The organism is Polynucleobacter sp. MWH-Spelu-300-X4 (genome assembly GCF_018687515.1).
Taxonomy (GTDB): Bacteria; Pseudomonadota; Gammaproteobacteria; order Burkholderiales; family Burkholderiaceae; genus Polynucleobacter.
In genome coordinates, this window is record NZ_CP061294.1 from 14,394 (window position 1) to 28,271 (window position 13,878).

Sequence of the window (13,878 nt, forward strand, 5' to 3'; positions counted from 1 at the left end):
TTTTACCAACTGTTTTTTTATTTAGGAGTCAACATGCAAGCATTTCTAGCACAAGTTCAAGGTCTGACAGCAATCGGTATTGGCATCATTATCGGTTTGGGCGCTATCGGTGCCTGTTTAGGTATCGCATTGATGGGTGGTAAGTACATTGAAGCGTGTGCACGTCAACCAGAATTGATGGAACCACTTCAAACTAAAATGTTCTTGTTGGCTGGTTTGATTGACGCTGCGTTCTTGATCGGTGTTGGTGTTGCGATGTTGTTTGCTTTCGCAAACCCATTGTTAGCAGTTATCAAGTAATTTGCGTAGTTATTGACGGGTGCAAATTGTGCGCCCGTGAGTATTTGTCATCGTGACCGAAAGGAACTAGCTGTGAACCTAAACGCGACCCTATTCGCGCAGATGGTCGTCTTCTTTATCCTATGGTGGGTAGTTGCCAAGTTTGTTTGGCCGCCATTGGTAAAAGCTTTAGACGAGCGTGCCACTAAAGTGGCTGATGGTTTAGCTGCCGCCGAGCGTGGTAAAGCTGATCTTGAGTCTGCAAAAAAACGCGCTGAACAAGCGTTATCTGAAGCCCGCAATGAAGGTAGTCAGCGTATTGCTGATGCTGAAAAGCGCGCACAATTATCTGCAGAAGAAATTAAAGCGAATGCGCAAGCTGAAGCTGCCCGCATTATTGCGCAGGCAAAAGCTGAAGCCGAGCAACAAGTATCTCGTGCAAGAGATGCGCTACGTGCAGAAGTTGCAACACTTGCTGTTAAGGGCGCTGAGCAAATTTTGCGTCGTGAAGTGGATGCAAAAGTGCACGCAGGTTTGTTAGATCAGTTAAAGGCAGAGCTCTGATATGGCCGATTTAGCCACCATTGCCCGCCCTTACGCTGAAGCTCTTTTTCGAAGTGCAAAGCCAGCAGATTTAGCTGCGTGGGCAGAGCAATTGGAAGAGTTGGCTCAAGTAGCAAGCAACCCAGAGTTATTAGCGGTTGCTAGCAATCCAAAATTATCTGCAGCTAATTTGTTGGAGATTTTGTTGGGTGGTATTAAAGCCAAACCTTCAGATGTTGTGAAAAACTTTGTGGAAGTATTAACTCAGAATCATCGCTTACTTGCGTTGCCTGAGATTTCTGCTCAATTTACAGCTTTGAAAAATGCTCAAGAAGGCGCTGCTGAAGTTCAAATTACAAGTGCATTCCCGCTACAAGGTGAGGAATTAAAAGCTTTGTTATCTGTATTGAAGAAGCGCTTTGGTGGAAAAGAATTACGTCCTACAGTTACTGTGGACCCAGAATTGATTGGCGGAGTGTGCGTACAAGTTGGCGATGAAGTGTTGGACACTTCAGTAAAAGCTCGCTTAGTTTCGATGCAAGCCGCTCTTAGCGCATAAACGAATAAGATCCCAGGAGTAAGCAAATGCAACTCAATCCATCAGAGATCAGTGAACTGATCAAAAGCCGAATTAGCGGTGTAGGCGCTGGCGCCGAAGTCCGTAATCAAGGTACTGTTATTTCCGTTACAGACGGTATCTGCCGTGTGCATGGCCTTTCAGGCGTTATGCAAGGCGAGATGCTTGAATTCCCAAACAACACATTAGGTCTTGCGCTTAACTTAGAGCGTGATTCTGTTGGTGCTGTTATTTTGGGTGAATACGAGCACATCAGTGAAGGCGACCCAGTTAAATGTACTGGCCGTATTCTTGAAGTTCCTGTTGGCCCAGAATTATTAGGTCGTGTAGTTAATGCGTTGGGTCAGCCGATTGATGGCAAAGGTCCAATTAACGCAAAACTTACAGACGTTATTGAAAAAGTTGCGCCAGGTGTTATTGATCGTCAATCTGTTAGCCAGCCAGTTCAAACTGGTTTGAAATCAATTGATGCGATGGTACCTATTGGTCGTGGTCAGCGTGAGTTGATCATTGGCGACCGTCAAACAGGTAAAACAGCTGTTGCGGTTGACGCGATCATTAACCAAAAAGGTAAAGGCGTTTATTGCGTATACGTAGCGATTGGCCAAAAGGCTTCAACAATTGCAAACGTTGTGCGTAAACTTGAAGAGCATGGCGCGATGGAGTTTACAGTTGTTGTGGCTGCATCAGCATCTGAATCTGCAGCGATGCAATATTTGTCAGCATACGCTGGTTGCACAATGGGCGAATACTTCCGCGATCGCGGTGAAGATGCGTTGATTGTTTATGATGACTTAACAAAGCAAGCTTGGGCGTATCGTCAAGTTTCTTTATTGTTGCGTCGTCCACCAGGACGTGAAGCTTACCCTGGCGACGTATTCTATTTGCACTCACGTTTGCTTGAGCGCGCTGCTCGCGTTAACGATGTGTATGTTGAGAAATTTACAAACGGTGCTGTAAAAGGTAAAACAGGTTCTTTGACAGCTTTGCCAGTTATTGAAACTCAAGCAGGTGACGTTTCTGCTTTCGTTCCAACAAACGTAATTTCTATTACTGACGGTCAAATCTTCTTGGAAACAGACTTGTTTAACGCGGGTATTCGTCCTGCGATTAACGCGGGTATTTCTGTTTCTCGTGTGGGTGGTGCTGCTCAGACTAAAGTTATTAAGAAACTATCTGGTGGTATTCGTACCGACTTAGCGCAATATCGTGAATTGGCAGCGTTTGCTCAGTTTGCGTCTGACTTGGACGAGGCAACTCGTAAACAGTTAGAGCGTGGCCGTCGTGTTACAGAGTTGTTAAAGCAAGCACAGTACATGCCTTTGCAAGTATGGCAATTGGCAGCGTCATTGTATGCAGCGAACAACGGTTACCTAGATGAGCTTGATGTGAAGAATGTATTGGCCTTCGAAAAAGGTTTGCATGATCACCTTAAGAGCAAGTATGCCGATTTAGTTGGTCGTATTGAAGATACTAAGGATCTCTCGAAAGAAGATGAAGCCGCATTGCGCGCTGCAATCGAGGACTTTAAACGTTCAGCTTCTTTTTAATATAAGAAGCGAGGAGAGCCGACATGGCCGGAACTAAAGAGATACGGACAAAGATCAAGAGCGTACAAAATACGCGCAAGATCACAAAGGCGATGGAAATGGTCGCCGCATCTAAGATGCGGCGTGCTCAAGAACGCATGCGTAATGCTCGTCCTTACACTGAAAAGGTAAGAAACATTGCTGCGAATTTGGGTAAAGCGAATCCAGAGTATCGCCCTGCTTATTTAGTTGAACGTGAAGTTAAAAAAGCAGGCGTGATTGTTGTTACGACAGACAAGGGTCTTTGCGGTGGTATGAATACCAACGTATTGAGATCTTTAACAAACACCATGAAAGAGTTGGATGCAAAAGGTGTTGAGTTATCTTGTACAGCAATTGGTGCGAAGGGCTTCCAATTCTTGAATCGAATTAAAGCGAAGATTGTTTCTCATGCAGTTCAGATGGGTGACACGCCTCACTTAGAGAAGTTGATTGGTGTTATTAAGGTCCAATTGGATGCTTACGAAAAAGGTGAAGTAGATGCTGTTTATTTGGCATATACAAAATTCATCAACACCATGAAGCAAGAGCCAGTAGTTGAAAAGCTATTGCCTTTATCTAGTGATCGCTTAGAGCAAACAGCTGAAGAAGTTCGCGAATATGGTTGGGATTATTTATACGAACCAGATCCGCAATCAGTTGTTGATGAATTGTTGAAACGTTATGTTGAAGCGTTGATTTACCAAGCAGTTGCAGAAAATATGGCTTCTGAGCAGTCCGCTCGTATGGTTGCCATGAAAGCTGCTTCTGATAACGCGAAAAACGTAATTGGTGAGTTGCAGTTGGTTTACAACAAAACACGTCAAGCGGCTATTACAAAAGAGTTGTCCGAGATCGTCGGCGGCGCTGCAGCAGTTTGATAACGAATGTATTGTAAAAAATTAGTGATCGGAGAAATACGATGAGCAACGGAAATATCGTTCAGTGCATTGGCGCGGTGGTGGACATTCAGTTCCCACGTGACAACATGCCTAAAGTTTATGACGCATTGGTCTTGCAAGAGAGCGATGAGGCATCTTTCGCGGAAAAAGGTTTAACCTTTGAAGTGCAACAGCAATTAGGTGACGGCGTCGTTCGTACAATTGCACTAGGTTCAAGCGACGGTTTGCGTCGTGGCATGAGCGTAGCTAATACAGGTAAAGGTATTTCTGTGCCAGTTGGCCCAGCAACACTTGGCCGTATTATGGATGTGCTTGGCCGCCCAATTGACCAAGCTGGTCCTATCGGAACAGATGAGCGTCGCGCGATTCACCAAGCAGCTCCTAAGTTTGATGAGCTATCTCCATCAGTTGATTTGTTAGAAACAGGTATTAAGGTTATTGACTTAGTTTGCCCGTTTGCTAAAGGTGGTAAGGTTGGCTTGTTCGGTGGTGCTGGTGTAGGTAAGACAGTTAACATGATGGAGTTAATTAACAACATCGCTAAGCAACACTCTGGTTTGTCAGTGTTCGCTGGTGTTGGTGAGCGTACTCGTGAAGGTAACGACTTCTACCACGAGATGAAAGACTCTAACGTTCTAGATAAAGTTGCGATGGTGTTTGGTCAGATGAATGAGCCACCAGGTAACCGTCTACGCGTTGCGTTAACAGGTTTGACAATGGCTGAGCGTTTCCGTGACGAAGGCCGTGACATCTTGTTCTTCGTTGATAATATTTATCGTTATACATTGGCTGGTACAGAAGTGTCAGCGCTTTTAGGTCGTATGCCATCAGCTGTGGGTTACCAGCCTACATTGGCTGAAGAAATGGGCCGTTTACAAGAGCGTATTACTTCTACAAAAACAGGTTCTATTACATCTATTCAAGCTGTTTACGTTCCTGCGGATGACTTAACAGATCCATCTCCAGCGACAACATTCTTGCACTTAGACTCAACAGTTGTTTTGTCACGTGATATTGCTGCTCTAGGTATTTATCCAGCGGTTGACCCACTAGACTCAACAAGCCGTCAGTTGGATCCACAAGTGGTTGGTGAAGAGCACTATGCAGTTGCTCGCGGTGTTCAAACAACGTTGCAACGTTATAAAGAGTTGCGTGACATTATTGCTATTTTGGGTATGGACGAGTTGTCACCTGAAGACAAGCAAGCTGTTGCGCGCGCTCGTAAGATTCAACGTTTCTTGTCACAACCTTTCCACGTTGCGGAAGTATTTACAGGTTCTCCAGGTAAGTATGTTCCATTGAAAGAAACAATCCGTGGCTTCAAGATGATTGTTGATGGTGAGCTTGACCATTTGCCAGAACAGGCATTCTATATGGTTGGCGGCATCGACGAGGTAATCGAAAAAGCTAAGAAGTTGCAGTAAACCAAGGAACGCACATGTCTAGCATCCACGTTGATGTAGTGAGCGCTGAGCAGTCAATTTTCGCCGGTGAAGCAAAGTTTGTTGCTTTACCTGGCGAAAGTGGTGAGTTGGGTATTCTTCCAGGACATACACCACTTATCACAAGAATTCGCCCAGGCGCAGTACGTATTGAAAAAGCTGATGGTGACGAAGAGTTTGTTTTCGTTGCTGGTGGCATTCTTGAGGTTCAGCCAAATAAAGTAACAGTGCTTGCTGATACTGCTATTCGTGGCCATGACCTTGATGAAGCCAAAGCTAATGAAGCTAAAAAGGCAGCTGAGGAAGCAATGCAAAATCGCACTAGCGATATTGATTTTGCGCATGCCCAATCAGAATTTGCAATGGCAGCGGCTCAGTTAGCTGCGATTGCTAAGTTACGCCAAAAAAGATAATTGACTTTAATTAACGATCGATTCCTGCGCGCATGCTTAAAGCAATCAACCGATAGAACTCCTATTTGGTTGATGCGCCAGGCAGGTCGTTATTTGCCTGAATACAATGCAACAAGAGCAAAGGCCGGTAGCTTTCTCGCTCTTGCAAAAAACCCTCAATTAGCAACTGAAGTAACACTTCAACCATTGGATCGATATCCATTGGATGCCGCTATTTTATTTTCAGATATTTTGACTATTCCAGATGCTATGGGATTGGGTCTGACATTTGAGGCTGGCGAGGGTCCGCGTTTTAGTAAGCCATTACGTGATGAGCAGGCTGTTAACGCATTACGCCCTGCTGATCTTAATCAATTGAAATATGTGTTTGATGCGGTGAGTGAAATTCGCAAAGCATTAATTCAAGATGGTAAGCAACGGGTTCCTTTAATTGGATTCTCAGGTAGTCCATGGACGCTTGCTTGTTACATGATTGAAGGTTCTGGTTCGTCAGATTTTAAGCATACAAAAGATATGCTTTATCAGCGCCCTGACCTAATGAAAAAAATTATGGACACCAATGTCGAGTCTGTAGCCGCATACTTAAAGGCTCAGGTGGATGCTGGTGCTCAAGCGCTAATGATTTTTGATACGTGGGGTGGTTTATTACCGGATGGTTGGTATCAGCAAACATCATTGGCCAGTATGAAAGCTGTTATTGATTTGTTGCCAAGACAAAAAGATGGGCAACAAATTCCAGTTTTGGTCTTCACTAAAGGTGGTGGTATTTGGTTAGAGGATATTGCTCAGTCTGGCGCAGATGTCATTGGTCTTGACTGGACTGCCTCAGTTGGAAAGTCCCGTAAGCGCTTACTATCAAATAAAACGCCGCTAGCTTTGCAAGGTAATTTTGATCCATTGGCATTATTTGCAAATCCTGTGCAGATTCAAGCTGAAGCAAAGCGCATTCTTGATGAGTTGGCAGCGGCACCTAGTCTAGCGGCTAATCTCCATGCTTTAGATGGCCATGTGTTTAATTTGGGCCATGGTATTTCGCAGTTCACCAATCCAGAGCACGTTACAGCATTGGTTGAGGCTGTTCAGTCGCACTCTTTTACGCTTAGAAATCAATAAAATATTGCTATGTTAGTGCAGACTTATGCACAGAGTCAGGCATTACCGTAAACTGAAGAGCGAAATAATAATTTTTAGCCAAAATAAAAAAATAATATCTATAACTTATTGATTTATATGATAATTTATAGATGAAGTGAGTGGGTTAATTAACGTTAAAGTTTGTAGATGTTAAAGAAATACAGATAAACGCACAGACTTATCCACAAGGTTTTCCACAGCAAAGAAAATATAAATAAAAAATCATTAGCCACCAAGATACTTCGCATCAAACTTAAAGTAAAACATGAGCATTGATCATAAAAACAATCAAAAAACAATTGTTCAGGTTGCGATTGATGTCCCCATTAATAAGTTATTTGATTACTTTTGGGATGCTTCAGAATTAGGACAATTTCCTGAAAGAGGAAGGCTTGTTGTCGTGCCATTTGGGAAAAAAGATGTGGTCGGCATTGTTATTAATGTGAGCGAACAATCTGCTTACGAACTAGATAAGTTAAAAAAAGTTATCAGTATTGCGCCAACTAATTCTTTATCAGAGGATTTGATTAGTATGGGTGAGTTCGCCTCCACCTACTATCAAAGATCGATTGGCGAGGTTCTTGTTTCTTCGATTCCTGTTGCATGGAGAAAAAGTGATAAATGGGCAACACTAGAAAAACCAAAGAGACAGTCAAAACAAAAAGCTCATGAAGATGCTGTTGAATTGCGGGCAATTCAATTAAACAACGAACAAAAAGAAATTGTTGAAACCTTAAGCGCCGCTAGTTCAGAAAAAAAATTTCAGACTTATTTATTGCAAGGCATTACCGGTAGCGGCAAAACACTGACGTACTTAAACTGGTTGGCTCGGGTTTTAGTTGATCCTACAGACCAAGTGTTAATTATGGTGCCGGAAATAAATCTGACACCTCAATTAGAGCAAAGCGTGCGAGAGGCATTTCCTGAAAAAACATTGGCGGTATTGCATAGCGGGCTAACAGAAAGAACCCGGGCTGATGCATGGATGGCCGCCAATACTGGCAAGGCGCAAATTATCTTAGGAACACGTATGTCCATCATGGCATCAATTCCAAATTTAAAAGCCATTGTGGTTGATGAGGAGCATGACCTTTCTTATAAACAGCAAGAAGGTGTTAGATATTCCGCTAGAGACTTGGCAATATGGCGCGCTAAGAAAAATGAAATTATTGTTTTATTGGTGTCCGCAACTCCGAGCTTGGAAAGTTGGCATGCTGCGGTAGAAGGTAAATATAAGCGTTTAACTTTGAGTGAGCGTGGTTCAAAAGAAGCTTCTCAACCAATTATTGAAATATTGGATTTAAAAGAAGAGCGTCGAGCTGGTAAAAAAATTAATAACGGAATTTCAGATTCTTTAACCGATGCTATCAATGCGACACTAAATAAAGGTCTTCAAACGCTTATATTTATTAATCGTCGAGGCTATTCTCCGGTATTAAGTTGTGAGGCCTGTGGATGGTTATCTGATTGCACAAAATGTTCTGCGCATATGGTGCTGCATAAATTGCCGCGGGGCGGATCCAATTTATGTTGTCACCACTGTGGCCTGATTAAATATATTCCTAGAAGCTGCCCAGATTGTGGAAATTCTGATTTATTACCAATTGGTCAGGGAACCCAAAAAATAGAACAGTATTTAGCTGAAGTATTTTCTAACGCGAAAATACTGCGGATTGATGCCGATAGCACGCGCACTAAAGGAAGTGCCGAGGAATTGTTCGGCGCTGTTCATGATGGGCAGGTTGATATTGTGGTGGGTACGCAAATGATTACAAAAGGACACGATTATCAGTCTGTTGGCCTTGTGGGGGTTATTGATGCAGATGCTAGTTTGTTTTCTCAGGACTATCGCGCATCAGAAAGATTATTTGCACAGTTAATGCAAGTTGCTGGCCGAGCTGGCAGAAGTGGTAGAAGTGTTCAGTCTAAAGTGATTATTCAAACCAGATACCCAACCGCCGCGCCATATAAATATCTAAAAAATAATGATGTGGATGGTTTTTTGGTTGAGACCTGCGAAGAAAGAAAAGTAGTAGGTTTGCCGCCCTTCTCATATCAAGCACTGATTCACGCTGAGCATAGAACTTTAGGCGAAGCCATTGGCATGTTAAAAGATGCCGCGGCCGTTGTAAAAAATCAAGACAAGCATGGATATTCCTGGCCTGAAACTGTCTCGATGAGTGATGTTGTGCCAAAAGCCATGGTGCGCATTGCAGGTAAAGAGCGGGCCCAGGTATTAATAGAGAGCCCTACCAGACAAGATTTGCAAGTTGCTTTAGAAATAATGCAACTTGTGCTTATTGATCAAAATACCAAAAGAAAAGGGGTCGGCTGGTATATCGAGCGCGACCCCGTTCAGATTTAAGAAGCTTGTTACGCGTAGTCTGCTACTGGAGCGCAAGTGCAGAATAGGTTTCTATCCCCATACACGTTATCAGCCCGTCCAACAGGCGGCCAATATTTAGCTTTTCTTAAGCGAGCTACCGGATAGGCAGCCTCTTCGCGCGTATAGCTGTGATTCCATTCATTGGCCAAAATGGCCTCAGCAGTATGAGGAGCATTTTTAAGCGGGTTATCTTCTTTATCAAAGATGCCTGAGCCAACCTTTTTAATTTCTTCGGCAATTGCAACCATTGCCTCAATAAAACGATCTAACTCAAATTTAGATTCGCTTTCAGTTGGTTCAATCATGAGCGTGCCCGGAACAGGGAAGCTCATAGTTGGAGCATGGAAGCCGAAATCCATTAAGCGTTTAGCTACATCTTCATTGCTAATGCCGGTATCTTTTTGTAGCGGACGCAAATCAATAATGCACTCATGTGCCACGAGGCCATTAGTACCTTTGTATAAAACTGGGTAATGCACATCTAATTTTTTAGCTACATAGTTAGCAGCTAGGATCGCAGTTTCAGTAGCTTCCGCAAGACCCTTAGATCCCATCATCGCAACATACATCCATGAGATTGGCAGAATAGATGCGGAGCCAAAAGGTGATGCGCTAATTCTGATCCAATCTAAATCATTCCATTTAGATGCGGTTCCCGCAGTATAAGAACATGGCAAGAATTTAGCCAAGTGTGCTTTAACCGCTACAGGGCCAACGCCTGGGCCACCACCACCATGAGGGATGCAGAATGTCTTGTGTAAATTTAGATGGCTCACATCGCCGCCAAAATGACCAGGGGCTGCTGTGCCAACTAAAGCATTCATATTGGCGCCATCAATATAGACTTGGCCACCGTGTTGATGAATGATCTCGCAAAGTTCTTGAACACCTTCTTCAAATACGCCGTGCGTACTTGGGTAGGTAATCATGATCGCAGCAAGATTTTTAGAATGTAGCTCAGCTTTATTTTTTAAATCTGCTAAGTCAACGTTGCCATCTTTATCGCAGTTAACAACAATTACTTGCATGCCAGCCATTTGTGCGGAAGCTGGGTTTGTTCCATGTGCTGACGATGGGATAAGGCAAATGTTTCTGTGCCCCTCTCCTCTTGACTCATGGTACGCGCGAATAACTAATAAACCGGCATATTCACCCTGTGAACCAGCATTTGGTTGAAGTGATACTGCATCGTAACCTGTTGCAGCACACATCATACGTTCTGTGTCTTCGATTAATTGTGCATAACCTGCCCACTGCGTTTCTGGAGCGAGCGGATGAATTTGTGAAAAGCTTGGCCAAGTAACAGGCACCATTTCGCTGGTTGCATTCAATTTCATCGTGCATGAACCGAGTGGAATCATGGTCCTATCAAGCGCTAAATCTTTATCAGCAAGACTTCGCAAATAACGCAACATTTCGTGTTCAGAGTGATAACGATTAAATGTTGGATGAGTTAAATATGTGGAAGTTCTGATGAGAGAGTTCGGAATTGTATTAACAACTTGTTGATCCAAGTTATCAATGTCTAAATTGCCCTGACCACCAAAAATTTCCCAAACAAGATTAAGCTCTTCGCGGTTGGTGGTTTCGTCAAATGAAATACCAACATGATTGGCGTCAATCCCTCTTAAGTTACAGCCAAGAGAACGAGCTTTTTCGTGAATGGCTGCAGCTTTGTCAGTCTTAATGGTCAGCGTGTCAAACCAAAACTGATTTGCTATTTCATAGCCTAGTTGTTTTAAGGCTAACGCAATAATGCTGGTTTGGCGATGTGTTTTTAATGCAATATTTTTTAGCCCTGTTGGACCATGGTAAACAGCATACATACTCGCCATAACTGCTAATAAAACTTGAGCAGTACAAATATTAGACGTCGCTTTTTCTCTGCGAATATGTTGCTCGCGAGTTTGAAGCGCCAGGCGATAGGCTGGTTGACCTTGAGCATCAATTGTTACACCCACAAGTCTGCCCGGCATGCTGCGCTTTAATTCATCTTTTGTCGCCAAATAGCCGGCTGATGGACCGCCAAACCCTAATGGCACGCCAAAGCGTTGTGCGCTACCAATAGCTACATCAGCGCCCCATTCCGCTGGTGGACAGATGAGAGTTAAAGCTAATAAATCTGCTGCCGCAATGACGAGACCGCCACGAGCATGAACCGCTTCAGCAATATTTGTATAAACGGATTTATCTTGAATTGAACCATTTACGCCAGGATATTGAATGAGTACAGCAAACGCATCTACTGTTAATGCATTTTCAATGGGGCCTACTTGAACTTCAATATCTAATGGTTTGGCGCGAGTTTTAATAACAGATAAAGTTTGTGGCAAAACATCATCGCCGACAAAAAATACTTTTGACTTTGATTTGCAAGTTCTTAGCGCAAGAGTCATGGCCTCTGCTGCAGCGGTTCCCTCATCCAACATCGATGCGTTGGCGATATCCATGCCTGTTAAGTCAATCAGCATTTGTTGGAAATTAACAATCGCCTCAAGACGGCCCTGAGAAATTTCAGGTTGGTATGGTGTATATGCTGTGTACCAAGCTGGGTTTTCAAGAATATTTCTTTGTATAACCCCTGGGATTAAATTATTGAAATAACCTTGTCCAATAAAAGATTTAAAAACTTTATTTTTATTGGCAATCGTATTTAACAGCTGAAGTGCTTCATCTTCTCTTTTTGCACTTGAGTAAGTGCCAAGTGGTAATTGATCTTTGCGTCGAATTTTGCTCGGAATAACAGAATCAATTAATTCACTTTTCTTTTTAAAGCCTAAAAAGTTAAGCATAGAGACTTCATCTTGAGATGAAGGTCCAATGTGACGCTTTAAAAAAGCATCATGGTTTTCAAGTGCAGTGAGAGAAGTTTTCATTATTTATGCGCCAATATTTTTACCGTAAGCTTCCGCAGTAAGCAGGGCCTCAACTTTTGAAATGTCAGCAGGTTTCATTTTGAATAACCATGAACCGTAAGCGTCAGAATTAACTTTTTCAGGAGCGCTTGTAACATCATCGTTAGCTGCAATAATTTCGCCGGCAACAGGTGCGTAAATATCGCTAGCAGCTTTTACGGATTCAACAACGGCACATGCATCACCAGCACCATATTGTTTGCCAGCTTCTGGTAATTCCAAGAAAACAATATCACCCAATGCCTCTTGAGCATGATCGGTAATGCCAATAGTGATTGTTCCATCTGATTCGATGCGAACCCACTCATGTGATTCTGTGTAATGTAGATTTTGAGGAATGTTCATAAGTTCTCCTAAATTAAATTAAACCAAGGCTTTGCCGTGGCGTACAAAAGGTGCTTTTACAACAACAGCATTCAGTTCTTTATCGCGAATAACTACTTTTACTTGATCGCCAATCTTTGTTCCCATTGGCATTCTTGCTAATGCAATTGATTTCTCTAAAGATGGACTAAATGTACCGCTAGTGATTTCACCATCACCATGAGCGGTTTTTACAACTTGATGAGCGCGAAGTACACCCTTGTCTTGCAAAATCAATCCTAAGAAAACTGACCTTTGACCTTCGCTCTCCATAGCCTTACGACCAATAAAATTTCGATCAGTTGTTCTATCAATCGTCCATCCTAAGCCAGCATCTAAAGGATTAACTTGATCATTCATGTCTTGGCCATACAAATTCATGCCCGCCTCTAGACGTAGCGTATCTCGAGCTCCAAGGCCAGCAGGCTTGGCGCCCGCACTCACTAACAAATCCCATGCAGCACTTGTGTTACCCGCAGGAATAAGTAGTTCTGCACCATCCTCACCGGTATAGCCTGTGCGCGCAATCATAATTTCACCAAGGGCTGTATTGATACACGCCGCATGAAATACACCTAATTCTTTGCATGCATTAGAAAGTTCTGGAATGGCACGCGCAATAATTTCTAATGCTTTAGGCCCTTGCACGGCAATCATGCCTTGAGGATTCTTTTGATTTGGTAGATCGGCGCGTCTAGGAATTAGCTCAAGATTTTTAAATGCTGCTGCTTGTTGATTTAGCCAAATAAGATCAGAGGCAGCTGTGCCTGCGTTAATAACGATTCGATAATTTGGATCAAGGCGATAGACGATTAAATCATCAATAACATGTCCAGCTTCGTTTAATAGGCAGCCATATAAAGCTTGACCATTATTTTTAAGTTTATTGACATCATTAGCTACAACTTTTTGTAAAAATGCTTTTGCATCTGATCCAATCACATCGACAGCTGCCATGTGAGACACATCGAATAAACCGCAGCTAGAGCGTGTTGCAAGATGTTCTTCAATTTGAGAGCCATAGTTAACCGGCATTTCCCAACCACCAAAATCAACAAGCTTGGCTTTAGCAGATGCGTGTGTTTCAAATAAAACAGTGCGTTTTAAATTTGTCGGGGCGACAGACATCCAAACTCCTAAAGGAATTGATGCCCCCCTGTCCTGTTACCTGAGAGATTGAAAATTACAAACCGTTTGTAATTTTTTAGCCCCTTCGGTGTGCAACTAAATGCAGCTCTCCAGAGTGTAAATATCGACGGTCCATTTGCCTGAGCGTTCATGGGCATTGCGCCTTCGGCGTCGGTAAAACCGAACTCTCCCATCGATGTAGCTATTGTACTAAACCCTATGTGTAAC

At 43.1% G+C, this 13,878-nt stretch carries 12 protein-coding genes and 1 riboswitch; of the genes, 9 read left to right on the plus strand and 3 right to left on the minus strand.

What is annotated here, in order from left to right; all coding sequences use genetic code 11:
• Positions 1-33: 33 nt before the first annotated feature.
• The 9 genes from atpE to priA all read left to right on the plus strand — a co-directional run bounded on the left by atpE (position 34) and on the right by priA (position 9,223).
• Positions 34-300, plus strand: a complete 267-nt coding sequence (atpE, locus tag ICV01_RS00070) for a F0F1 ATP synthase subunit C (RefSeq protein ID WP_215287656.1) — start codon at positions 34-36, stop codon at positions 298-300.
• Between the two features lie 72 nt (positions 301-372).
• Entirely contained in the window at positions 373-843 is a 471-nt protein-coding gene (locus ICV01_RS00075; RefSeq protein WP_215287657.1) for a F0F1 ATP synthase subunit B, read from the plus strand.
• Between the two features lies 1 nt (position 844).
• The gene (locus ICV01_RS00080) at positions 845-1,381 is read left to right on the plus strand and encodes a F0F1 ATP synthase subunit delta (protein WP_215287658.1); all 537 of its coding nucleotides are present in this window, start codon (positions 845-847) and stop codon (positions 1,379-1,381) included.
• Positions 1,382-1,407: 26 nt separating this feature from the next.
• Positions 1,408-2,949 carry a F0F1 ATP synthase subunit alpha gene (gene atpA, locus ICV01_RS00085; RefSeq protein WP_215287659.1) on the plus strand — a complete coding sequence of 514 codons (1,542 nt, stop codon included), beginning with the start codon at positions 1,408-1,410 and terminating at the stop codon, positions 2,947-2,949.
• 23 nt (positions 2,950-2,972) lie between these two features.
• Positions 2,973-3,848 (plus strand): F0F1 ATP synthase subunit gamma, encoded by an 876-nt coding sequence (gene atpG / locus ICV01_RS00090; RefSeq protein ID WP_215287660.1) that lies wholly within the window; start codon positions 2,973-2,975, stop codon positions 3,846-3,848.
• Between the two features lie 41 nt (positions 3,849-3,889).
• Positions 3,890-5,293: a F0F1 ATP synthase subunit beta gene (gene atpD / locus ICV01_RS00095; RefSeq protein ID WP_215287661.1), complete on the plus strand. Its 1,404-nt coding sequence runs from the start codon at positions 3,890-3,892 to the stop codon at positions 5,291-5,293.
• Between the two features lie 14 nt (positions 5,294-5,307).
• Entirely contained in the window at positions 5,308-5,724 is a 417-nt protein-coding gene (locus ICV01_RS00100) for a F0F1 ATP synthase subunit epsilon (RefSeq protein WP_215287662.1), read from the plus strand.
• Entirely contained in the window at positions 5,725-6,837 is a 1,113-nt protein-coding gene (gene hemE / locus ICV01_RS00105) for a uroporphyrinogen decarboxylase (RefSeq protein WP_215287663.1), read from the plus strand.
• A 286-nt stretch (positions 6,838-7,123) separates the two neighbouring features.
• Positions 7,124-9,223, plus strand: coding sequence for a primosomal protein N' (gene priA / locus ICV01_RS00110; RefSeq protein WP_215287664.1), 2,100 nt, complete (start codon positions 7,124-7,126; stop codon positions 9,221-9,223).
• A gap of 8 nt (positions 9,224-9,231) precedes the next feature.
• On the opposite strand, the gene gcvP is transcribed toward priA, so the two are convergent.
• Genes gcvP through gcvT form a run of 3 tightly spaced genes read right to left on the minus strand, consistent with a single transcriptional unit; the run spans position 9,232 to position 13,650 of the window.
• Positions 9,232-12,120, minus strand: a complete 2,889-nt coding sequence (gene gcvP, locus ICV01_RS00115) for an aminomethyl-transferring glycine dehydrogenase (RefSeq protein ID WP_215287665.1) — start codon at positions 12,118-12,120, stop codon at positions 9,232-9,234.
• A 3-nt stretch (positions 12,121-12,123) separates the two neighbouring features.
• Positions 12,124-12,504 carry a glycine cleavage system protein GcvH gene (gene gcvH, locus ICV01_RS00120; RefSeq protein ID WP_215287666.1) on the minus strand — a complete coding sequence of 127 codons (381 nt, stop codon included), beginning with the start codon at positions 12,502-12,504 and terminating at the stop codon, positions 12,124-12,126.
• A gap of 18 nt (positions 12,505-12,522) precedes the next feature.
• Positions 12,523-13,650, minus strand: a complete 1,128-nt coding sequence (gene gcvT, locus ICV01_RS00125) for a glycine cleavage system aminomethyltransferase GcvT (protein ID WP_215287667.1) — start codon at positions 13,648-13,650, stop codon at positions 12,523-12,525.
• A gap of 118 nt (positions 13,651-13,768) precedes the next feature.
• A riboswitch (glycine riboswitch) is annotated at positions 13,769-13,853 on the minus strand.
• Positions 13,854-13,878 lie beyond the last annotated feature (25 nt).

Excerpts from the sequence above, each read along its gene's own strand:
- ICV01_RS00100 (WP_215287662.1), top strand. The coding sequence starts at position 5,308 with ATGTCTAGCATCCACGTTGATGTAGTGAGCGCTGAGCAGTCAATTTTC.
- gcvH (WP_215287666.1), bottom strand. The coding sequence starts at position 12,504 with ATGAACATTCCTCAAAATCTACATTACACAGAATCACATGAGTGGGTT.
- atpD (WP_215287661.1), top strand. The coding sequence starts at position 3,890 with ATGAGCAACGGAAATATCGTTCAGTGCATTGGCGCGGTGGTGGACATT.
- priA (WP_215287664.1), top strand. The coding sequence starts at position 7,124 with ATGAGCATTGATCATAAAAACAATCAAAAAACAATTGTTCAGGTTGCG.
- ICV01_RS00080 (WP_215287658.1), top strand. The coding sequence starts at position 845 with ATGGCCGATTTAGCCACCATTGCCCGCCCTTACGCTGAAGCTCTTTTT.
- atpA (WP_215287659.1), top strand. The coding sequence starts at position 1,408 with ATGCAACTCAATCCATCAGAGATCAGTGAACTGATCAAAAGCCGAATT.
- atpG (WP_215287660.1), top strand. The coding sequence starts at position 2,973 with ATGGCCGGAACTAAAGAGATACGGACAAAGATCAAGAGCGTACAAAAT.
- atpE (WP_215287656.1), top strand. The coding sequence starts at position 34 with ATGCAAGCATTTCTAGCACAAGTTCAAGGTCTGACAGCAATCGGTATT.
- gcvP (WP_215287665.1), bottom strand. The coding sequence starts at position 12,120 with ATGAAAACTTCTCTCACTGCACTTGAAAACCATGATGCTTTTTTAAAG.
- gcvT (WP_215287667.1), bottom strand. The coding sequence starts at position 13,650 with ATGTCTGTCGCCCCGACAAATTTAAAACGCACTGTTTTATTTGAAACA.